Raw genomic sequence first — 22,476 nt, forward strand, 5'->3', positions numbered from 1 at the left:
GGGAAGCGATGGCGCTTGTAACTGACTGGCGAGATGGTCATGCACGTGCGTCTATCGCAACCGCTCCTCACAAGGCGTTACCGTGACTCGCCCCACAGGCGGCTATGTCGGCGGCGGGAAAACCGAAGGAGGACATGGACACCATGTCGAGCTTTTCTTCCAATGCGCCGACCAGTGCATAGATGGACTTTACAGGCTCCACCATCGTGCATTGCCAGGAGATGGGGATGAGATAATCGATCTGTCGGTAGGCCTTGGCGAAACGCTCTCCTCAACCTGTCAAGAAGTTCGGCCGCTCTTCGCCCCGTCACGGCCATATCGATATGCGGATAGGTCCGATAGCCGACAAGCATGTCGGCATCGGTCATCGACTGCTCGGTTATGTTTCCGTGCAGATCGAGGCATACGGAAATGGGAACATCGTAACCGATCGCCCGGCGAATACGGGAAAGCAGCTCCCTTCACCGTCATCGACATGCTCAGCCACCATGGCCCCATGCAGATCGAGAAAGATGCCGTCGAGCGGCAGGCTTGCAACGAGACAACACTGGGCCGGACTCTTGCGCCTTGCGGCCTCCATCACCACGCGTACCGTCGGACCGTCGGCTAGGATCTCAAGACCAAGTAGCATCCTAGATGCACCGGGTCCTCAAGTTGTTGCCTGCGGCTTGCTGCCTCTCGTCTTATGCGCACCAGCCGCCCTTCCCAGAAGCCAACCGCCAGCATGACGAGCGTGGTGAGCCAACCCATGGTCAGCAGATCGACGAATGGCGCGACGGGAATGAACGCCAGAAGCGCCACTACACCGGTTGTCCGTCATCAAATGATTTGAGACTTTTGGGGCTCTGGAAGAATGGAGTTTCCGGCTCGGTCTGCATGGGCGTGGCAAGCGTCGCGGCAACGTTTTTGGAGAGATCCTCTACTCAAAACGATCCGGGTTCAATTTCTGTGAGAGACAATTTGGCGGGCTCAACGAACTACCGTGCCCTCGAGCGGATACAGGCCTGCCACCCTACAATTCGCCTGATTTTTGGTCCGTCCGCTATGACCGTTCAGCGCCGACGTATGGCGGCCTGCGCTCCAAGGGCGTGGCCGCCACCACTTTACTTGTTGAGCGTATCTTTCAATGCCTTTGCCGGCGAGAAGGTCAATTTCTTTGCGGCCGCGACTTTGATCATTGCTCCTGTGGCTGGATTTCGGGCCTCGCGCTCCGGAGTATCTTTAACCTTGAACTTTCCAAATCCCGGGATCGACGTCTCGGCACCGGACGTTGCTGCTGATGTGATAGCAGCGAATACTGCCTCGACTACCGCTTTGCCCTGAGCTTTTGTCAGGCTATGCTCAGAAGCAATCTTGTCGGCGATTTCATTTGTTGTCGTCATAACAGTCCTCGTTCAATTGAAAGATCAAAGCTTTCTCCAGTTGGGATCAACTGTCAGCAGGAACTGCGATAGATGAGCCTAGAGGGCGACGATTTCCACAGCTTAGGTGCCAAACCGGCCGAAGACTTCGCCCGTAACCGATCCAAGCAAATAAGCCCAACTGCGTGGTCGGCCGGAACGATTTCCGTGGCTCGAACTTGAGTCGCGTCACATGGAAGGGAGTTCCGTAATGCGTCAGTCCCGGAAGCGTCGCACCAGCCCACTGTTGCAGAGCGACCAGATTGCCCAGTCGCAGCCGCGTCGTCGACGAGACCCCGCCCAACCCAACCTCCCGTTCGACCCGATGCCTAACCGGATCGAGCCCTGTCTGGCGCTCCTCAAATCCTCCCCTCCTACCGGACCCGACTGGATATATGAGGTTAAGTGGGACGGTTACCGGCTCGCAGTCCATGTAGAGCCGGACGGCGTCAGGATCATCACGAGAGGCGGTCACGATTGGACGAGCAGATTTCCGGCAATCGCTGACGCGGCAAAGCGACTTGGCGTTCGCAGCGCGATCCTTGACGGCGAGGCCGTTGTCCTTGATGGAAACGGCCGGTCGGATTTCGGGGCGCTGCAGAAATCGCTCGGAGGACGTGGCGGAAAGAGGGCGTCGACTGAAGCGATCCTATATGCCTTCGATCTGTTGTATTTCGATGGGCATGACCTGACAGGAACGGAACTCTCGGTGCGCCGGCACCTGCTCGGTGACCTTCTTGATGGCTTCGATAGCGCCATTCAGTTTTCCGAAGACGTTTCCGGTGATCCGGACGAGGCTCTTGCGAATGCCTGCAGCCTGGGTCTTGAAGGCGTGATCGCCAAGCATCGTGACAGACCCTACCACTCCGGCCGAACCGGGGACTGGCTGAAAATCAAATGCATCCAAAGCGAAAGTTTCATGGTCGTCGGTTACGAACAGTCGAGCGTCGCGCGCGGCGGAATCGGAAGCCTGCTTCTCGCCGCTCGGCGCGGCTCAGGCTGGATCTCGGTCGGATCAGTTGGAACCGGGTTCAAGGGACGAGATGCGGTCTATCTCAAGACAACGCTCGACAAGCTGAAGACGAAACAGCCGGTCGTGCCGATGAAGGGAAAGAACCTCGTGTTTGCACAGCCGACCTTGATTGCCGAGATCGAGTTTCGCGGCTGGACCGATGACGGCAACCTTCGCCACGCGTCTTACAAGGGTTTGCGCGAGGTTCAGGACAATGCCGCAGTGTTCGACATCGAGGACAAGCCCTGAAACGAAAAAGCCTGCCGCGGGAGGAGGTGCGGCAGGCTTTTCGAATGATGTGAACGACGACGATGCATAGCTGACCGTGATGGCTATTGAAGCATCGGAACCAACAATCAAAACGTTTCGGGTTGACTTCCAAAACGTTTTGGACAACTCTTCGGCGGTCTGGGAGGACAATTTGGCCAATCTCAAGCAACTCGCCCAATCGCTGGGGCTTTCGATCACCACCGTCTCGAGGGCGCTCGACGGTTATTCCGACGTATCGGCCGCCACCCGAAAGCGAGTGCAGGAAGCCGCCGACAGGGCCGGTTACCGCCCCAATGCTTCGGCCCGTCGTCTGCGCAAGCAGCGCGCCGAACTCGTGGCAGTAACGCTTCCAAGCGAACCCGGCCACATCGGCCCGCTGCATTTCCTCGACATGCTGTCGGGCTGTGCGGAACATCTGGCCGGTGCCGGCCTCAACCTAGTGATCGCGCCCGTTCCTCACGGAGAGAGCGAACTCGACATGTGCCGCCGTTTCGTCGATGGCCACAGGGTCGATGCCATGCTGCTGGTGCGTACCAAGCGCCATGACGAACGAGTCGAATTTCTGCAGTCACGCGGTTTTCCCTTCGTCACCAACGGGCGGACGGAATCGGCGATCCAGCATCCTTATATCGATGGCGACGGATTTTCCGGCTTTCACGCCGCGACGATGCGTTTCCATCGCGCCGGCCATCGCCGCATTGGACATGTCGGCGGCCCGCAGGACTATTTTTTCGCCCATGTCCGCCGTCAGGGCTGGGAGGCCGCGATGACCGAATGCGGGCTTGCCACCGATCTCTATGTCGAACGGATGCCGACCGAACAGGGCGGTTACGAAGCCGCACTTTCCCTGCTCGGACAGCCGGATCGACCGACGGCAATGGTCTGCGCCACGGATGAAATGGCGATCGGGGTGCTCAGGGCGCTGCGTGAGGTCGATGGCGGACAGTCCATCAGCGTCGTCGGACATGACGACCTGCCGATCGGCGCCTTCACCAGCCCGGCACTTTCCACCATGCGCATGACCGGCGGCAATCTCGGCCGCAGCTTCGCCTCGCTGCTTCTGCGCACAATCGCCGGAGAACCCGCCGAAGCGCTGCAGGAATTGCATGCGATCGAATTCGTCGATCGCGACAGCCACCGCCTGCCGCCGATTGCGGCCTGACATTCATTTAACAGAGAACACCCGGAGGAAAAGTAATGAAAGGACTCTTGTCCATCGCCATCCTGGCATCGACCGCCATCGGCTTCGCCGGCCAGGCCCAATCGCAAACGGTTTTCCTGTCCACCCAGCTCCGCCCGATCGAGGAGGCGACGGCGGTGCGAGAGGAGCTGTTGAGCGGTCTCGACAAGCCGGTCGACTACGTGGTCGAGGAGCCGCCACAGTTTGCCGTCCGCATGGAGGCAGAACGTCAGGCAGGCAAGCACACGATCAGCCTCGTTGGCGCATTGCACGGTGAACTATCGCCGCTTGCCGACAAGCAGATGCTCGAGCCCCTCGACGATCTGGCCAAGAAGCTGGCAGATGCCGGCATGCCGCAGTCGCTGATCGATCTCGGCAAGCTCGGCAAGACCGAACAGCAATATATCCCGTGGATGCAGGCAACCTATGTCATGGCCGCCACCAAGGACGCGCTGCAATACCTGCCTGAAGGCGCCGACATCAACAAGCTCACCTATGATCAGCTGATCGAGTGGGGCAACAAGATGAAGGACGAAACCGGCGCGCCGCAGATCGGCTTCCCGGCAGGACCGAAAGGCCTGATGCCGCGTTTTTTCCAGGGCTATTTCTACCCGTCCTTTACCGGCGGCGTGGTGCGCACCTTCAGAAACGCCGATGCCGTAGCCGGCTGGGAAAAGCTGAAGGAACTATGGACCGTCGTCAGCCCCAACTCGACCAATTACGATTTCATGCAGGAGCCGCTGGCTTCCGGTGAAGTCATGGTTGCCTGGGATCACGTTGCCCGCCTCAAGAACGCCATATCCGGCTCGCCGGACAATTACGTCGTCTTCCCGGCACCGGCTGGTCCGAAGGGCCGCGGTTACATGCCGGTCGTCGCCGGCCTCGCTATCCCCAAGGGCGCACCGGACGCGGCGAACGCCACCGCCGTTATCGAACACCTCGCCACCCAGGATGTGCAGCTGCAGACGGCCTCGCTCGTCGGCTTTTTCCCGACCCTGAATGTGCAATTGCCGGAAGATCTTGACCCGGGTGTTGCCCTGCTTGCCGGTGCCGTCACCGCCACCCAGAGCGCACCGGATGCCGTGATTTCGCTGCTGCCGGTCGGCCTCGGCGATAAGGGTGGCGAGTTCAACAAGGTCTATATGGACGCCTTCCAGCGGATCATCCTGCAGAACCAGCCGGTTGCCGACGTCCTGAAGATACAGGGTGATACCATGACCAAGCTGATGGCCGACACCAAGGCCCCCTGCTGGGCCCCCGACGCCAAAAGTGACGGCGCCTGCCCGGTCGAGTGATGGTTTCGGCCTGCCTGGGCTTCGGCCCGTCGATAGCATGGCAGCCCCTTATCCGCCTGCCGGCACCTTCTCCCCGCTCGCGGGGAGAGGGCTAAGGTGAGGGCCTTTGGCCGCTCATCGCAAAATTCAAAAAAACAAAGGGTAACCGATGACCCAAAGCCGAAGCTGGATCCCCTACGCGCTGATCCTTCCCTCCGTCGTATTTCTAGGTCTGTTGTTCGTCGTACCGCTAGTGCAGACGCTGTGGCTGGCGGTATCCGACAACGGCACGCCGTCGCTTGCCAACATGACGACGATGGTGACCGACCTCAATTTCGGTCGTTCTGTGCTGAACACGTTTGTGCTGACGCTCGCCGTTGTGCCGATCCAGATCATCATGGCGCTGACTATGGGCTCGATGGTCGCCAAGATGAACGGCGGCCGCGAGACGATCCTGTGGATCTGGACCATCCCGCTCGGCATTTCCGATCTCGCCGCCGGCATGGTCTGGCTGTCGATCCTGCAGAATACCGGTTATCTCAACTCGATCCTCTTCGGTATGGGCCTGATCGAGCGGCAGACAGCTTGGCTCACCTACCAGACACCAGTCGCCCTCTTTATCGGCATCGCCATTGCCGAGATCTGGCGCGGCACCGCGATCGTCATGATCATTATCGTCGCCGGCCTCAACCAGGTGCCGAAGGAGTTCAAGGAGGCGGCCGAAATCTTCGGCGCCAGCCCCTGGACCCGCTTTACCCGCATCACCCTGCCACTGATCCGCCCTGCCCTGCAGTCGGCACTGATCCTGCGCACCGTCCTTGCCTTCGAAGTTTTTGCCGTCGTCTACGCGCTCGGCGGCCGCAATTTCCCGGTCCTCGTCGGCGAGGCCTATAACTGGCAGAACCAGAACCAGAATTATGGTGTTGCCGCCGCCTATGCGGTGCTGATCATGGTCATCTCGCTCGCCGCTACCCTCGTTTATTTGAAGGCCGTCAAGGTCGATCCGGAGCGTCTGCCATGAGCAACACCATGAACACTTCCAGCACTGCCGGTTTCATCTCGGCCCGACGACTGCTATTCTGGAGCGGCATCGTTGCGCTCTGCGCCTGGGTTCTCGTCCCGATCTATCTGGTGGCGCTCGGCGCGCTGGGCGGCCGCACCGGCGCCTATCAGTGGCCGAAGAATTTTCTGCCCACCGATATTTCGCTACAGCCCTTCCTGCTGTTCCTGAGGACGGAAGGCGTCTTCCAGTCTTTTCTCAATTCGCTGGGAGCTGCCGGCATCACTGTAGCGCTGTCGATCGCGCTCGGCGCACCGGCCGGTTATGCTCTGGCGCGCTACAATTTCCGCGGCAAGGACAGCTACCGGCTTCTGGTTCTGCTCACCCGAGCCTTCCCGCTCGCCATTCTGGCCCTGCCGCTGACGGTTTCCTATATCCGGCTCGGCCTCTACGACACCGTCCTCGGTGTCGGCCTCATCCACACCGTTCTGGCACTACCCTTCGCGGCACTGGTCACGCAAGGGATCTTTCTCGGCGTCCCACGCGAGCTGGAAGAGGCTGCCTGGGTGTTCGGCTGCACCCGCATCCAGGCCTTCTTCAAGGTCGTTGCACCGCTTGCCCTGCCCGGTCTGGTGGCAACAGCTGTCTTTGCCTTCGTCATCTCATGGAATGAGGTTTTTGCAGCCTCGGTACTTACCGTGCGGCATCGCACTTTAACGGCCTATCTGCTCACCGTGCTATCGGAAAGCCCGATGCACTACCGCTTTGCCGGCGGCCTCATGCTCATCCTCCCCTCGGTTGTCTTCATCTTCGCGGTCAGGCGTTACCTGTTTGCGATCTGGGGCGTCTCTTCAAAATAGCAGGTAAACTCATGGCCAACATTGTCATCGAAAACATCAAGAAGAGTTTTGGTGCCTTCCAGGCGCTCAAAGGCGTCTCGCTAACGATCAATGACGGCGAGTTCGTCTCGCTGCTCGGACCGTCCGGATGTGGCAAGACCACGCTTTTGCGCATTATCGCAGGTCTGGAAACATCCACCTCGGGCGACGTCCTTATCGGCGAAAAATCCGTCATCGGCTTGCCACCGAAGGATCGCGGCCTTGCCATGGTGTTTCAGAACTATGCCGTCTTTCCGCACATGACCGTTTACGAAAACGTCGCCTTCGGCCTGCGCATGCAGAAGGCGGATGATGCTCGTGTTAAAAAGCAGGTCGAAAAGGCGGCCGGCCTTTTGCATATCGAACCCTATCTCGACCGTTATCCCAACAAGCTCTCCGGCGGCCAGCGCCAGCGTGTCGCGGTTGCCCGCGCGCTTGCCGTTGAACCCGGCGTGCTTCTGATGGACGAGCCGCTCTCCAATCTCGATGCACTCCTGCGTCTGGAAATGCGCACCGAACTGAAGACCGTGCTGCAGGAGGCCGGTACCACGACCATCTACGTCACCCATGACCAGACGGAGGCAATGGGCCTGTCGGACCGTATCGCCGTCGTCCATGACGGGCGTATCGAACAGGTCGGAACACCGGTCGAGGTCTATAACCACCCCGCCACCCGCTTCGTCGGCGGCTTCATCGGCAATCCGCCAATGAACTTCATCACCATGCCGGTAACCAACGGGCAGGTCGCTGCCGGTTCGCAGCAATTTGCGGTTCCTGCCCAGGGCGGCGAGATCGTGCTTGGCCTGCGTGGCGAAACCGTCGAGCGGGCACAGAGCGGGCAGGGACTGGACATGCAGGTTCGCGTCGCCGAACCAATGGGCTCGCACCTGCTCCTCACCGGCAGCATTTTCGGCCAGCCGGCCCGCGTCATCCTGCCCGCCACCGAAACCGTGAAGAACGGCGAGACTGTCGGCCTGACCCTTGACCCCAAACGTCTGACATGGCTGTCGCCCGAGAGCGGCGTCTCTTATCCGGCAGCAGCTTAAAATTCTGGAGTTCCAAAATGACCAAGCACTTTGACGAGGCTTACCGTATCCTCGCGGCCAATGATCGCGGCGGCTACACCGTGCCAACCGATCGTCTGTATCCCTTTCAGTGGAACTGGGATTCCGCTTTCGTTGCAATGGGTTTCGCCACCTATGACATCGACCGCGCCTATCGTGAACTGGAAAGACTGGTTGAGGGCCAGTGGGAAGACGGCATGATCCCGCATATCGTCTTCCACCAGCCGAGCGACACCTATTTCCCCGGCCCCGGCGTCTGGCGCACCGGGCATACGATCCCGACATCCGGCATTACCCAGCCCCCGGTCTTTGGCATCGCGCTGCGGGCCGTCCATGAAGCCGCGGAAAAGGCCGGTACCGCAAACGCCAGGGCACGCACGCTCGCCCTTTTCCATGCCGGCCTTAAATGGCATCGCTGGTGGTATTCCGCGCGCGATCCCGAGGGCACCGGCCTCGTCGCCCTGCTTCATCCGTGGGAAAGCGGCAGCGACAATTCTCCCGCCTGGGATATCGCCCTTGCTCGCGTACCGACCACGACCGACACCGCCGTCGTGCGCAAGGATACCGGCCATGTCGATGCCGCCATGCGCCCGCGTGACGAAGATTACCGCCGTTTCATCCATCTGGTCGATACCTATGCCGCCTGCGGCTGGGAGCCGGCAAAACAGTGGGAAAAGGCCCCGTTCAAGGTTGCCGAAGTCCAGACCACCGCGATCCTGCTCAAGGCTGGAGAGGACTTGGTACATCTTGCCGGCATCCTCGGTTTGGATGAGGCGGCTGAGGAACTGGCCGTCTATAACACGCTTACCCGCGAAGCCCTGTTGGCACAGTGGCGGCCGAAGCTTTCCCGTTTCGTATCGCGCGATCTAATCTCAAACGAGGATATCGAAGCGCCGACCCATGCCGGTTTCATTCCGCTCCTTGCGCTCGATCTGGACAAGGGCATGGCCGATGCGGCGGCAGCCGAAATGAAACTCTGGTCGGATGGCATGAAGGTAGCGTTTCCGACCACCAAGCCATTCGTCGGAAGTTTCGAAGCAAAGCGTTACTGGCGCGGTCCATCCTGGGCGATCATCAACTGGCTGCTGATCGACGGACTGACGCGCAACGGTCTGGCCGACATGGCTGTATCTCTACGCTCAAGCACAGTCAGCGCCATCGAGACCGAGGGTTTTGCCGAATATTTCGATCCAATCACCGGTGAGGGATGTGGCGGTCTCGGCTTCTCCTGGACGGGCGCGGCCTATCTCTGCCTGGCGGCGTAACTTCGGCGTGCCTGCCGTCGCATCAAGCAATGTTGGCGATCTAGTCCGTACAATGAACGGTGGGGCGAAGACCGCCCCACCGTTCAGGCCCAATAGCCACCGATGCTGCAAGTTATAAGGCAGAATTGATTATGTCGTGGAATGATCAAACGGTTCGAACTCTGTGCGCCGGATGTTTGACGCTGCAGTCGAAAGCGCCTCACCGTCTGCGGCGGTGTTGCGTAACCTGCCCCCGAAACCGTCAGGCAGATGCATTGTCATTGGGGCCGGCAAAGCATCGGCTGCAATGGCAGCAGCACTTAATGCAGCCTGGCCGGACGTGGCTAGCAAGCCTACATCCTTCCCTGCCTTTCGCGCCTGGAAATGGATAGGCAGGCGAGTGGATCTCAGACAGTCACGACGGAAGACAGTTTCTCTCATATTTTGGCTTCAATCGGAAAGCGGACACCGGCGTCGCCGCACCTCAAGAGCGAGCTGGCGATCGTTGCCGGCATCGCCAAGGCCACGCTTTCCGATAACCCGAAGTTGAAATGGGATGAATGGACCGCCGATTACGGACTGGTTCGCGACCTGATTGAGGCAAGCTATCCCAAGGACTTCAAAGACTACAATCAACGCATGTTTCAGCCGGGGGGGGCTTTTTTCGGGGTAATGATGCACATGATCGCGTTTGGAATACGGATGAGAAAAAGGCTGTGTTCACTACTCCGGAACGGCTGAATGCTCTGTCCTTCGAAGAACGTGCTGGCCGATACCGCCTCGTCACCATGCGCTCCAACGATCAGTTCAATACAACGATCTACGGCTATTCGGACCGTTTCCGTGGCATTGAAGGGACACGCGACGGGGTCATGATGTGCGAGGAGGACATCGAGGCGGCGGGCCTTTCTGCCGGACAAAGTATCCGACTGGTCAGTGATTTTGACGATGGAAAACGGCGGGAACTCGGGGGACTGATCGTTACCCCCCATAATCTGCCCCGTGGTACGATTGGCGCCTATTATCCGGAAAGCAATGTCCTTAACGCGATCGATCATCACGATCGACTTTCCAAAACGCCTGCCTCGAAGGCTATCCCTGTCCGGATCGAGACGTAGCGACCTCGGCTGTCTTTATGTGACATGAACAGAGCGGAGCACTGGGACAAATGGAAACCACACGGACATTCAACGCCGTCGACGGCGATGTAACAGCGCGACGATTATCGAGGTAACTACGATGTCTGATATTGACAAGACACACCAGGGTACAGAGGGCCCATTGGGACGGCCCTTCAGCGTGGAAGCTGGAGAAAGCCTAGATCCGCAAGACGACGGCTCGTTCGTTGGAACCGAGACGAGAAAGGTTTACACCACGTCGTAATCGGTAGTCCTGGGATCCAGAGGTATTGACTGGTTATGATTGCCTAAAACTCTGAAATTAAGACAAGCTCTCGAACGGAATCGAACCACCTGACATCGGCGATATCTGATTGGACGGCCACTAAACCGCTTCGGCGATCAAATTCTTTCTATTCTTCGTAACAAACGATCGGCAAGTGCGTTCTCCCGTGGCACTGGAGAACGCACTATGCAATCTGCAAGGTCTACCGATCACTTCAAGACAGCGTCGACAACGGAAGTCGAGCTCGAACGGGCATTCTCGCCGAAAACTCTGATCACACCACCAGTTGCACCTACAGCGCTGTGGACCATCGAACGGGGCATGTCGCCTGTAATCGCAACTGCGGTCCATGAGGGACACTCTACACGACTGAACCTACAGCCTTTATTCGGCTTGGATCATCAGGAGCGGTTACGGGAGGAGGATCCCTACACCGAGTTCACCATTCGCGATGTTCCCAATCGCATCGTCTTTCATCGCTCGCGTTTCGAAGTGGACATCAACCGCAATCGGGAGGGCGCCATATATCTGACGCCGGAACAGGCATGGGGTTTAAATGTGTGGGCAGGAGCACTTGCGGACGACGAGATAGAAGCCTCCCTACAAACCCATGACGCCTATTACGATATGCTGCTGGCTTTCCTGAAGGGTATCGAGCGCCAATTCGGCCGATTTGTCGTTCTCGACATCCACAGCTACAATCATCGCCGTGATGGGCCAGCCGCTCGACCTACGCCGCCGGAGCGGGCACCGGACATCAATATAGGCACATTCTCGATGGACAGCGAGCGCTGGGCGCCGGTAGTCGATGCACTCATCGGCCATCTCCGATCGCATACGATCAATGGCAGCCCTCTGGACGTGCGCGAAAACGTAGCATTCCAGGGCAAGGGAGAACAGACCCGGTTCATCCACGAGCATTTTCCCAAAACGGGCTGCGCAATCGCGGTCGAATTTAAAAAGTTTTTCATGGATGAATGGACGGGTGAACCAAATACTGGTGTCCTCGACCAGCTTCGCCAGGTCGTTGCAACAGCCGTCCCGATACTCGAGAAGACGCTCGCGAGCCAGCCATGACCAACGCCTCGTCGCAAACTCGCAGCAGTGACGACAACTGGCTCGACGAGATCGTATTCTGCCTTGCCCACGGCAAGTCGATCCGGCGCGACCTGCCCGGCGGAGGACGGCTGCATATCGACCGGCCGCTTCCCTTCCTTTGCGTCCATATCGCCGAGGACGGAGCAGAGCCGGCCGCCCGCGACATCGCACAAGCAAACGCGTCCTATCTCATAACTCCGCATGCGGCCTCCGCGATCATGGTGATCGAGGCCATAGAGGCTCCGCTGCGCAAACAGTTCGGCGCATTCATCCTGTTCGACATCGGCGAGTTGAAGCAGGATCGGTTCCTGACCGACGATGCGCCTTTCCTGCCTCCATTCGAAATTGCTATATGGGCGAGCGCGGACATGGCGGAGGCGGCTGAAACATTCTCCGCCGCGATAAGCGACAGCGAGACAAGGTTTCGAACGCCGCGAGTCGAACGCGCGGAAGCGCCTCCGGCGCGCGAAGATAAGGCGTTGGGGCGTGACCTCGGCTGTTCGACACTTGCCGTCAGGTTTGCCCCCGTCTACCGGCAACCCGGCAGCGACCAGATTTATCCGGAACTTCACGACCAATTGGTGTCGGTCCTGTTCGACGCGGGTCTGCGAGCCATCGCGTGTGTCGTCGAAGCCGGAAAAATCCTCCAGCCGAAGACGCATCGGGCACTCGGACGCAGGGCCTTCGTGGATGCGGTCTCGCGTGTCGACCGAAGCATTGACGAGGTGGCCTCGACATTCGATTTCCTCCTGGCGGTCACGCCGATCAATGCCGAGTCGGCTTTCGAAGCGTTCAAGCAAGAGGGCCATCAACCCGTCTTTCTGTACCGTCCTCTTTCCCTGCAGGTCGAGGCGGCAAAACGGAAGCTCTTTTCGATTTCCTTCGACCATCTCGAAGACCCGGTCCTGCACCAGCTTTATCGCGAAAAACAACAGGAACTCGATCTTCAGCTCTCGCTCCTTTCCTCCCGCCAGAAACCGCAGTTCGTCGAATTCGGTCGCGCGCTATACGGTCCGGTGGAACCCTCGCTGCTGCGCGAGGCGCAGATCATTCTGTCGCAGCTTACCAATACGGAACCGAGCGGTGACGACGACGGGGCGGCACAGGGCCGGATGGCCGACTGCTTTCAGGTGGAACGACGTGCCCGCACGATGATTGCCGCCTATCATCGCCGGCTGAAGGAGTTCGACGTCTCCGTCGAGCTTCGCGACGACCTGCCGTCCGGCCTCATGGTATCTGGCCATCGCTTGTTGATCGCACGCAGCACCGTGATGGACATGGCTCGGGTCGAGCCGCTGCTGTCGCATGAGATCGGTGTCCACCTGCTAACCTATTTCAACGGATCGGCCCAGGGCCTGCGGCTGTTTCGCTCCGGCCTTGCGGGATATGAGGGCATGCAAGAAGGTCTGGCCGTTTTCGCCGAATACCTGTCGGGCGGCATGACGCCGGCGCGCTTGAGGCTGATTGCCGGACGGGTGGTCGGATGTGCGTCGATGCTGGACGGAGCAACCTTTACCGAAACCTACTCTCTTCTTGTCGAGCAGCATAATTTTACGCCGCCGGCCGCGTTCAATATCGTTCTGCGGCTTTATCGCGGCGGCGGCCTGGCCAAGGACGCGATCTATCTGCGCGGTCTGCTTGCCCTGCTCGATCATCTGCGCACCGGTGGCGCACTCGAACCCTTCTGGATGGGTAAGATAGCCGCCTCGCATTTCGGTGTGATGCAGGAGTTGGCAGAGCGCGGCCTGCTGCGCCTGCCGGCGGTTCGTCCCCTCTTTCTCGAAACCGAAGACGGCCGCACCCGACTGGCACGCGCCAGAGACGGCATGCGTCCTCTCGACATGATTCAACGACAGGAGGCGTGATGCGGATTGCATTTTTTGTGAACTCGATTGCCGATGAGGCCGCATTCTATACGACTACGGCGCTAGCGCTTGCCGCAATCGCCCGCGGCCATGAGGTTTGCTACCTGACACCCGGCGATTTCGTGTTGCGCCCCGATGACAGCCTGATGGTGCGCGCGACCACTGTCAAAAAAGGCAAGACCAGGAAGCCAGATACATTCATAGCGGCGTTGCAGGGCGAGCAGGCTGAGATCCATACGATCCCAATCGAGGAGATTGACGTCCTGTTGCTGCGGAATGACCCCTCTCAGGACGCTGATGAGCGGCCTTGGGCAGCCCATGCCGGCATCATTTTCGGTCGTCTAGCGGCCGAACGCGGCGTGCTTACGCTCAACGACCCTGACGGCCTGGCCCGCGCGCAAAATAAGCTTTATTTCCAGGGTTTTCCTGAGGCCGTTCGCCCAACAACCCTTATCTCTAAAAGCATCGAGGAGATCCGCGCCTTTATCGACGAGCAGAAACAGGGCGCCATCCTCAAGCCGCTGCAAGGTTCCGGCGGGAAAAACGTTTTCAAGATCGCCTCCAGCAAGGAAGCCAATCTCAACCAGATATTCGAGGCCGTCAGCGGCGAAGGTTACCTGATCGCGCAAGGCTATCTTCCCGACGCGACGGCCGGCGACATTCGTCTTTTCCTGATGAACGGTCGCCCGTTGCAGCGGGACGGCGCCTACGCCGCGCTGCGTCGTGTTCCGGCGAAGGGCGAGGTGCGCTCCAACATGCATGCTGCTGGTACTGCGGCAAGCGCCGAGATCACATCCGAAATTCTTGCGGTGGCGGAAATGGTTCGCCCTAAACTGATAGAAGACGGCATGTTTCTGGTCGGCCTAGACATCGTCGGCGACAAGATCCTCGAGATCAATGTCTTCACTCCAGGCGGCCTTCCGGATATTACCGGGCTTCACGGAGTGGATCTGTCGGTCGACGTCATCATTGCGTTGGAACAGAAGGTCGAAATCCGGAACAATTACGCAGGTCAGATCAACAACCGTGCTCTCGCCACGCTGTAAAGTGGCTGATATCTTTCATAGATCGAGCACTGCGGTCTAGAAGGGATCAGACGTATGACCCGTCATTCCGACCAAGCGACGCTTCTAAAGCTCAGCAATCGCTTACCCGCGGTATCAACCGCATTTTGAATTGGCATCACCAATTGTCAAAAGGATCGGCCGTGTCACGGCCAATCCGGCCAAATTACACCACCGGTGTTGTGGCGTCATTGTGGACAAGTCCGTGCGACTTCAGCTCCTGCCAGAATTTGTTCGGGATCTTGGTTTGCATCGCATTCCAGTCCTCACGGATCTGGCGATCGCTACCGGCGCCGATGACAAGCGCAACGGCGACATCTGGAGCCGCGGAAAACTGGATAGCGGCAGTGCGAAGGTCAACGCCATTGCGTTCCGCGACGTCGCGGAGTTTCGCCCGCTTTTCGATGACCTCGGGTGGGATCTTGTAGTTCTCCGCGCCGTAATTGTAGCGCGGGCTACCGCCAAGGAAACCGGCATTCAGGCTGGAGCCGATGACGAGCGAGACGCCTTTTTCGCGCACGGCCGGAAAAAGATGGTCGATGGTCTCAGCGTGGTCGATCAGCGAATACTGTCGTGCGCAGAGGCACACGTCCGGATCGGCATCGTCCATCACCTTGTGGATCGCCATCGGTGTGTTCACGCCGACGCCCCAGCCCTTAATCATCCCTTCGTCGCGCATTTTCGACAGCTCCGGAAACGCTCCCTTGCGGGCGATCTCGTACTGCTCTTCCCAAGGCGTCGGGAAAAACGCGAAATCCGGCGACAGGTCGTGGACGAAAGCAATGTCGAGGCTGTCGACACCAAGCCTCTGAAAACTGTCCTCGATCGAGCGGCGGACGCCATCCGCGGTGTAATCGATGACAAGATCGTTCGGAGAATCCGACAGAGGATACATCTTCTCGTGGCTGTTGGATTTTGACGCCTTGAGAAGCTTGCCGACCTTGAACGACAGAAGATAGTCGGAGCGCTTCTGATTGTGCAGGAAGTGGCCAAACCGACGCTCAGCCAGACCGAGGCCGTACCAGGGAGCGACGTCGAAATACCGGACGCCCACGTTCCATGCCGTTTCAAACGCGGCTTGCGCCTCCTTGTCGGTGATCTTGTTGAACTCGTTTCCGAGCGAAACGCCGCCCATCCCGAAGCGGAATTCCGGCTTGAAGATATCTTTGGCACGTCCGGTCTTTGTCATTGCTGGCTCCGTCGCTGTTTGGATAGGGCACTGGCAACTCTTCGATCATCATCGTGAGGTAGTTGTCTTCACGTCGCTCAACACGAACCTCGAGGCGACGCACCTTTTTGACGTGATAATCCCAATATTCTGCCTGACCGTCGGAAATCGGCCGATCAAGCAACTGATACGATGCGAATTCCGTCATCCCTTTGCGCAGGCTGAAGTTGCTAAACCAGCCCGGGTTCGCTGGGACCATCGCCGATTCCCAAAGCTTTTGAGGCGGCTTTTCCGCGATATACCGATCCGCATTCAGCCGAATGAACGTGGGCGCATCCGGCCATTCATTACGAGCCCAGTTTACAATTTCGGGAGACAAATAGGAGCAGAGCTCTGTGTAACCCTTGCCGGCGCGATAGACTTCCCCGCCGTCTACGGACGCAGTGGCGATCACGTTAATCAGTTCCTGATCTCGCGTCCCGCCCTGCCGCTGACGAATGTTCCTGTAAAGGTCAGGAGCATTTTCAAATAGGAGCTGGCTTTCAGTGTACGGTTCGCAAAGCGCTCGGACGGCAGTCTTTTTTCACTCGCGCTGCGCTTCGAAGGGCAACGCAAATGCCGCAAGGCGCTCGTGACGGGTCCAACCGGCGAAAAAACCGATGGTCAGATACCCATTGAGCCAGCTTTCGTCCTCCGAGGTTAAATGCTCTCACGGAAGGCGAGAAGTGGAACCAGCAATTCCGGATCGCGCTGCTCCACCAGTTCCTGCATGGCAGACCGACACTCTTAGCGTGATGCACCAATGCGACCAGTTTCTCGAAATAATCATCAATATCCATGCGACGCCCCAATATTCGTATCTCAAATGGCTGTACCCACTGCGCGCTAGATCCGCACTGTATCGCAATCAATCAAATTACATTACTCGAACGATCGCGCATGATTATGGTCACAATTCTTCTACACCTCGTATCAGTGGAAGTTCCGGCTTTTCACCTTCAGCGTATCGATATGGAGATCCGGAATGCAAATTTCGCGAGCCTGGGGCATCGGCCGTTCGCGTGGATCTGGACCGGCACCATGCTTGACCTGGTCGCCGCGTCCGTGCGGAACCGGAAAATCATTGTCCCGCTCGCCCAGGCTTGAGAGATCGGCCGAGAAGTCGAACAGCCGCTGAGCCACCAGATGCACCACCTCGCCTTCGCGCTGGATCTTTCCGTGGATCCCCATCATCGATGCGGTCATCAGCACCCGGCGCTGGCGCTCAAACAGTGACGGCCAGACGACGGCGTTGACGATCCCGGTTTCGTCTTCGAGGGTCAGGAACATCACGCCCTTGGCCGATCCCGGCCTTTGCCTCACCAGAACAAGCCCGGCGGTCCAGAGCCAGCGACCGTCGCGCTCAGCCATTGCCTCAGTGCAGGTGACAATACGCTTCTTCCTCAGGTCTTGGCGCAGGAAGCTTACGGGATGCTGGCGAAGCGTCAGACCGGTATGGGAGTAGTCTTCGACAACCTCCCTGCCCTCGGTCATCGATTTCAGCACGACGTCGGGCTCGATCAGTTCGGACGACGTCCTTGCCTCGCGTTCATCAGCCGCCGCCCAAAGCTCCAGCGGCTGGTCGCGCAGCGGCTTGATATCCCACAGCGCCTGACGGCGTTCGAGGCGAAGCGATGGCAGAAACGCATCTGCCTCCGCGAGAAGGACAAGCGTTACGGTCGGCACGGCCGAGCGCCGCCACATGTCGTCGACCGATGTGAACGGGGCCTCTCCGCGGGCGAGCACGATCCGCGCCGCGTTTATCTCCGACATGCCCTTGACCACACGCATCCCGAGCCGAACTGCCAGGCGCCCTTCCCGGCCTGTCGGCTCCATGGTGCAGTCCCAGCGGGATCTGTTCACACAGACTGGCCGGACTTCGACGCCATTCTTTTGCGCATCCTGAACGATCTGGGCGACACTGTAGAAGCCCATCGGCTGGCTGTTAATCAGCGCCGCGCAAAAGACATCCGGGTGATGGCATTTGATCCAGCAGGATGCGTAAGCGATCAGGGCAAAGCTTGCGGCATGGGATTCGGGAAACCCATAGGAGCCGAAGCCTTCCAGCTGGCCAAATGTCTGCTCGGCGAATTCCCGGGTATAGCCGTTCGTCAGCATACCGGCGATCAGCTTGTCCTTGAACTTGCTGACGCCGCCGGTGAACTTGAAGGTCGCCATGGATTTGCGCAGCTGGTCGGCCTCGCCGGCGGTAAAGCCGGCACAGACCATAGCCACCTTCATCGCCGATTCCTGAAAGAGCGGCACGCCAAGGGTCTTTGACAGAACCGCCTCAAGCTCAGGCGTCGGATAAAATGGCTCTTCCTTGCCCTCGCGCCGGCGCAGATACGGGTGAACCATGTCGCCTTGGATCGGACCGGGACGGACGATCGCCACCTGGATGACGAGATCATAGAAGGTGCGGGGTTTCAGGCGGGGCAGCATCGCCATCTGCGCCCGGCTTTCTACCTGGAACGTGCCGAGCGTTTCGGCTTTGCGGATCATCGCGTAGGTGGCCGGGTCCTCCTGCTCGACATCGGCAAGGCCCATGGGCAGATCCTTGTGGACGGCCAGAAGATCGAAGGCGCGGGCCATGCAGGACAGCATTCCGAGGCCGAGCACGTCCATTTTCATGAACTTCAAGACTTCGATATCGTCCTTGTCCCATTCCACGACTTGTCGGTCATCCATCGCCGCAGGCTCGATCGGCACGAGATCGTCGAGCCGATCCTGGGTCAGGACGAATCCACCCGGATGCTGGCCGAGATGGCGAGGCGTGCCGATCAGCTGCGCGGAGATCTCGAGCGCCAGGCGCAGTCGATAATCGGTGGCGTTGAGATTGTTGTCCTTCAGCTGCTTTTCGCCGATCGCTTCGCGGCTAAAGCCCCAGACGCCCGAGAGAAGCTGGGCGATCAGATCTTCTGGCAGGCCGAGCGCCTTGCCGACATCCTTCATGGCTCCTTTGGTCTGGTACCTGAGTACGGTGCAGCAAAGCGCCGAGCGCGACCGGCCATAGGTCTCGTAGATCCACTGGATGACTTCTTCTCGACGATTATGCTCGAAGTCGACGTCGATATCCGGTGGTTCGTCGCGTTCTCGGCTGACGAAGCGTTCGAAGAGCAGATCGGAGGTCTCTGGATTGATGGACGTGATGCCGAGACAATAACAGACGGCGGAATTGGCGGCCGACCCTCGCCCTTGGCAGAGGATGTTCTTCGATCGGGCGAAACGAACGATCGAGTAGACCGTGAGGAAATAGGGTGCATACTGCATCTCGCGGATGAGCTCTAGTTCATGCAGGATGGCCTTGCGCACCTTTTCCGGAACGCCTTCCGGATAGCGGTCGGCCGCGCCTTCCCAGGTAAACTTCGTCAGCGACTGCTGCGCATCGAGGCCCGGTACGATCGCCTCCTCCGGGTACTGGTACTGCAGCTGAGACATGTCGAAGCGGCAGCGCTCGACAATCTCGCTGGAGCGGGCCAGCGCCTCCGGATATTCAGGAAAAAGCCGGTGCATTTCCTCCGGCGCCTTCAGGAAGCGGTCGGCATGGCGCTCGCGGTCGAAGCCGACATCGTCGATCGTCGTGTGATTGCGGATACAGGTGACGATGTCCTGCATCTGCCGGCGACCCGGCTCATGGAAGAGCACGTCATTGGTGACCACAGTCTTCACTTTGTACCTTACGGCGAGGTTCGACAGATTATGGAGACGCAGCCGATCGTTCGGGCGTCGGCGCAGGCACAGGCTCACGTAGGCGCGATCGCCGAAGATCTCCGCGATCTTCCGCAGTTGGCCGGCATAGACTTCATCCGCCTCGTCGGGGACGAGAACGGCGATCAGCCCTTCGCTATAGGCTTCGACATCGGTGAGATCGAGGATGCACTTGCCTTTTCCGCCCCTGCCCTTTCCCAGTGACAGAAGCCGGGTGAGGCGCGAATAGGCCGGCCGATCTGTCGGATAAACGAGAAGCGACATGCCGTCGGCGAGATCGAGCCGGCAGCCGACGACAAGCCGGATCCCGGTTGTCCGCGCTGCCTCCCAGGCGCGCACGATGCCGGCGAGACTGTTGCGGTCAACGATCCCGATCGCCTCGATGCCCAACGCTGCCGCCGTCTCGAACAGTTCCGGCGCCGAGCTTGCGCCGCGCAGGAAGGAAAAATGGCTGGTCACCTGCAGCTCGGCATATCTCATCCGAAGCCCCCCCCTTATCCGAAGACGCCTTGGAGAAACCAGCGATGGGCACCGGTCTCCATATGGACGCCGTCACCGGTGCGAAACACCCAGTAGCGCTCGCCCTGCTCGTCCTCGACCACAAAATAGTCCCGCACCGCCTGCATTTCGGTCGGCCGAACCCACCATTCGCCGAAAATGCGTTCCGGCCCATCAGCGCGCGTCACCCGCCGGCGCTTGCCGCGCCAGGTGAAGACGGCCGGCGGATGGTCGGGCAGGACGTTCATCACTTCGATTGGATCGGGAAAGGCGAGCAGCCGCGACGGCCTCGGCCATTTCGCGGCCCAGTCGGCGCCAGTCTCGGCCGCCGTCGGCGCAATCCTGCGAACCGAGCGTTCGGGGACGTCGGAGGCAATGGGCGTGACCCGGTAGAGGCGCTGGCCGCGATTGCCGAGAATATCGACGAGCGGGGTGACATCGATGACCTCTTCCTCGATCAGCGACGAGGCGACCTGCTTTTCTTCGAGCGGCTCGGCCATGATGGCAACAAGCACCATACGCTCGATCCCGAAACCCGGATCGATCGCCTCGATCCGGTCGCAGAGAAGCTTCGACAGGCGGGCGGGATCGCGCACCGGCCTTGCGAGGCCCGCACGGATCGACTGGCGGGTATTGTCGACCCGATGGATGATCAAATCCGAGCGGCGCACCCCGAGCCCCCGCATTTCCAGCTTTTCGGTCAGCTGATCCACGAGCCGGCGGACATATTTAGCGATTGTCTCGGCCGCGCCGATCGGCTCCTGGAAACTCCTGAAGACCTCGACAAGCTCGGGGGTGCGCAAGGGCTCGATCGGCTCGGCGAGCCGGCCGAACATCTGGTCAAGCCGCCGACCGAGCTCCGGCCCGAAGCGCAAGGTGAGCGGCGCGCGCGGCATGGCCGACAGCTCGCCGACGGTCTCAACGCCGAGCACGCGCAGCGCCTTGATCGTATCAGCGGGCAGCCGCAGGCAATGGATCGGCAGGCCGGTCACCGCCTTGGCGGTCTCACCGATCGGGACGACACTGGTTTCGGCCCCTGTCATGCGGGCAACCGAATATGCGGCGCCCCATGTGTCGGCAACCGCAGCGCGCGCGGTCAGCCCCCTCGCCCGCAACGAGTTGACGAAGCTGGAGATAAGCGACAGCTCGCCACCGCGAAGGTGATCGGCGCCCTCGGTATCGAGGATCAGCCCGTCGGTCCCGTCGACAGCGACGACCGGGCTGTATTGCCGAAGCGCCCAGAGCGCGAGGCGTTCGAGCGCCGCGGCATCCGCCTGAGGATCAGCATCGATCATCGTCAGATCGGAGACCAGCGCCTGCGCCTTGCTCGCCGGCATGCCGACGCGCAGACCAAGCTTCAACGCCTGCGGCTCGACCGCCGAGAGAAAGCGTTTAGCGCCGGATTTTGCGACGACAACCAGCGGCTGGTCAGCCGGTACGTTGTATCCACTGGTGCGTCGGATGCGCTCCGTCGCGAGATAGGGGAAGAAGACAGATACGGCCCTGGGCATCACAGGCTCCAATTTCGAACTCGGCACACTCGCCCGCTTTGACGCGCATCAGTTCGGCCAGCCAGCGTGCGCGTCCGACGCCGGCGACGGGTAAGGGTTCGGAGGGCAGGACGCTGACTCGCCACCTGGTCGTCGAAGCCGTCGGCTGGCCGTAATCGGAGGCTTCCGCCTGCCGACGCCAGCGCCTGAGTGCGATCCCCATTGTTCCGGTCTTCTCCGCGGCCAGCTGGAGGCGCCTGGAGGCCGTCATCGGAAGCCGGACCAGTTCGCCGACAACGGTGCCAAGACCGCCGAAGGCAAGCCCCTCTTCCATCGAGGCCAGCACGTCCTCCTCCTTATCGGCTTCACAGAAGATGACGCGGTCAGGATGCAGCCCTGCCTGAGAGATTGCCGGAAAGAACAGATCAGGTCGGGTCAAGCACCAGAGGACCTTGCCCTTCGAGCGCGCGGCGATGCCCGCGACGAAAAGAACGGCCGCGGCTCCGTCGACTGTCCCTGCCCCTCCTCCGGCAACCTCATGCAGCGCGCCGAAAGCAAGCCCGCCCCCGGGCAGGTGCTCGTCGATCTCGGCCACACCGAAGGGCAGGACCACGGCTTTTCGGCTCGCTGATCCCTCAAGGTGAGCAATTCTCTCTCTCAGGTCCTTGAGAACGCGAGGACTGTTGGCGCGCGACATCGTTCACGGACCTCCTCAGGCTCGCGTTTCAGGTTTTAATGTCCGAAAGGACGGCGATGTTCCTTTTTTGTTCTCGAAACTAATAAGAGTCAAGCGGGCGGATTCTCCCGCTTACGGTCGTGA

At 59.8% G+C, this 22,476-nt stretch carries 16 protein-coding genes and 3 pseudogenes; 12 read left to right on the plus strand and 7 right to left on the minus strand.

Annotated features, from left to right (window positions below; all coding sequences use genetic code 11):
• Positions 1–67: 67 nt before the first annotated feature.
• A pseudogene (locus JZX87_RS32075) lies at positions 68–631 on the minus strand (M81 family metallopeptidase).
• A 472-nt stretch (positions 632–1,103) separates the two neighbouring features.
• On the minus strand, positions 1,104–1,382 hold the full coding sequence (locus tag JZX87_RS26315; protein ID WP_148147172.1) for an HU family DNA-binding protein: 279 nt from the start codon (positions 1,380–1,382) through the stop codon (positions 1,104–1,106).
• A 229-nt stretch (positions 1,383–1,611) separates the two neighbouring features.
• Between JZX87_RS26315 and ligD the strand changes: the two genes are divergently transcribed.
• The 12 genes and pseudogenes from ligD to JZX87_RS26375 all read left to right on the plus strand — a co-directional run bounded on the left by ligD (position 1,612) and on the right by JZX87_RS26375 (position 14,735).
• Complete coding sequence (ligD, locus tag JZX87_RS26320) at positions 1,612–2,661, plus strand: non-homologous end-joining DNA ligase (protein ID WP_206828853.1); 1,050 nt, start codon at positions 1,612–1,614, stop codon at positions 2,659–2,661.
• 172 nt (positions 2,662–2,833) lie between these two features.
• Positions 2,834–3,844: a LacI family DNA-binding transcriptional regulator gene (locus JZX87_RS26325; RefSeq protein WP_183687445.1), complete on the plus strand. Its 1,011-nt coding sequence runs from the start codon at positions 2,834–2,836 to the stop codon at positions 3,842–3,844.
• Between the two features lie 35 nt (positions 3,845–3,879).
• Positions 3,880–5,157 (plus strand): ABC transporter substrate-binding protein, encoded by a 1,278-nt coding sequence (locus JZX87_RS26330; RefSeq protein ID WP_148147169.1) that lies wholly within the window; start codon positions 3,880–3,882, stop codon positions 5,155–5,157.
• Between the two features lie 148 nt (positions 5,158–5,305).
• Positions 5,306–6,157 (plus strand): carbohydrate ABC transporter permease, encoded by an 852-nt coding sequence (locus tag JZX87_RS26335; protein ID WP_148147168.1) that lies wholly within the window; start codon positions 5,306–5,308, stop codon positions 6,155–6,157.
• A gap of 8 nt (positions 6,158–6,165) precedes the next feature.
• Complete coding sequence (locus tag JZX87_RS26340; protein ID WP_148147177.1) at positions 6,166–6,996, plus strand: carbohydrate ABC transporter permease; 831 nt, start codon at positions 6,166–6,168, stop codon at positions 6,994–6,996.
• Positions 6,997–7,007: 11 nt separating this feature from the next.
• Positions 7,008–8,060: an ABC transporter ATP-binding protein gene (locus JZX87_RS26345; RefSeq protein WP_183687449.1), complete on the plus strand. Its 1,053-nt coding sequence runs from the start codon at positions 7,008–7,010 to the stop codon at positions 8,058–8,060.
• Between the two features lie 17 nt (positions 8,061–8,077).
• Positions 8,078–9,343 carry an MGH1-like glycoside hydrolase domain-containing protein gene (locus tag JZX87_RS26350; protein ID WP_148147166.1) on the plus strand — a complete coding sequence of 422 codons (1,266 nt, stop codon included), beginning with the start codon at positions 8,078–8,080 and terminating at the stop codon, positions 9,341–9,343.
• A 131-nt stretch (positions 9,344–9,474) separates the two neighbouring features.
• A pseudogene (locus JZX87_RS31525) lies at positions 9,475–9,665 on the plus strand (DUF4147 domain-containing protein); the annotation flags it as partial.
• A gap of 8 nt (positions 9,666–9,673) precedes the next feature.
• A pseudogene (locus JZX87_RS31530) lies at positions 9,674–10,440 on the plus strand (molybdopterin dinucleotide binding domain-containing protein); the annotation flags it as partial.
• A 472-nt stretch (positions 10,441–10,912) separates the two neighbouring features.
• Positions 10,913–11,803, plus strand: a complete 891-nt coding sequence (locus JZX87_RS26365; RefSeq protein WP_206828856.1) for an N-formylglutamate amidohydrolase — start codon at positions 10,913–10,915, stop codon at positions 11,801–11,803.
• Entirely contained in the window at positions 11,800–13,689 is a 1,890-nt protein-coding gene (locus JZX87_RS26370) for a flavohemoglobin expression-modulating QEGLA motif protein (protein WP_206828857.1), read from the plus strand. The genes JZX87_RS26365 and JZX87_RS26370 overlap by 4 nt, the downstream gene beginning before the upstream one ends.
• Positions 13,689–14,735 carry a glutathione synthase gene (locus JZX87_RS26375; protein WP_183687460.1) on the plus strand — a complete coding sequence of 349 codons (1,047 nt, stop codon included), beginning with the start codon at positions 13,689–13,691 and terminating at the stop codon, positions 14,733–14,735. Before JZX87_RS26370 ends, JZX87_RS26375 begins: the two co-directional genes overlap by 1 nt.
• A 184-nt stretch (positions 14,736–14,919) precedes the next feature.
• On the opposite strand, the gene JZX87_RS26380 is transcribed toward JZX87_RS26375, so the two are convergent.
• From JZX87_RS26380 to JZX87_RS26395, 5 genes are all read right to left on the minus strand, one after another.
• A complete protein-coding gene (locus JZX87_RS26380; RefSeq protein ID WP_353654266.1) occupies positions 14,920–15,888 on the minus strand; it encodes an aldo/keto reductase in 969 nt (322 codons plus the stop codon).
• Positions 15,821–16,375 carry a hypothetical protein gene (locus tag JZX87_RS31900; RefSeq protein WP_353654264.1) on the minus strand — a complete coding sequence of 185 codons (555 nt, stop codon included), beginning with the start codon at positions 16,373–16,375 and terminating at the stop codon, positions 15,821–15,823. The genes JZX87_RS26380 and JZX87_RS31900 overlap by 68 nt, the downstream gene beginning before the upstream one ends.
• A gap of 518 nt (positions 16,376–16,893) precedes the next feature.
• Positions 16,894–20,148, minus strand: a complete 3,255-nt coding sequence (locus JZX87_RS26385) for an error-prone DNA polymerase (protein ID WP_206828859.1) — start codon at positions 20,146–20,148, stop codon at positions 16,894–16,896.
• Between the two features lie 14 nt (positions 20,149–20,162).
• Positions 20,163–21,677 (minus strand): Y-family DNA polymerase, encoded by a 1,515-nt coding sequence (locus JZX87_RS26390; protein ID WP_206828860.1) that lies wholly within the window; start codon positions 21,675–21,677, stop codon positions 20,163–20,165.
• Complete coding sequence (locus JZX87_RS26395) at positions 21,595–22,353, minus strand: ImuA family protein (protein WP_206828861.1); 759 nt, start codon at positions 22,351–22,353, stop codon at positions 21,595–21,597. The genes JZX87_RS26390 and JZX87_RS26395 overlap by 83 nt, the downstream gene beginning before the upstream one ends.
• Positions 22,354–22,476: the final 123 nt, after the last annotated feature.

Origin of the sequence: Agrobacterium sp. Ap1, assembly GCF_017313375.1 — a bacterium.
GTDB classification, from domain to species: Bacteria; Pseudomonadota; Alphaproteobacteria; order Rhizobiales; family Rhizobiaceae; genus Neorhizobium; species Neorhizobium cellulosilyticum.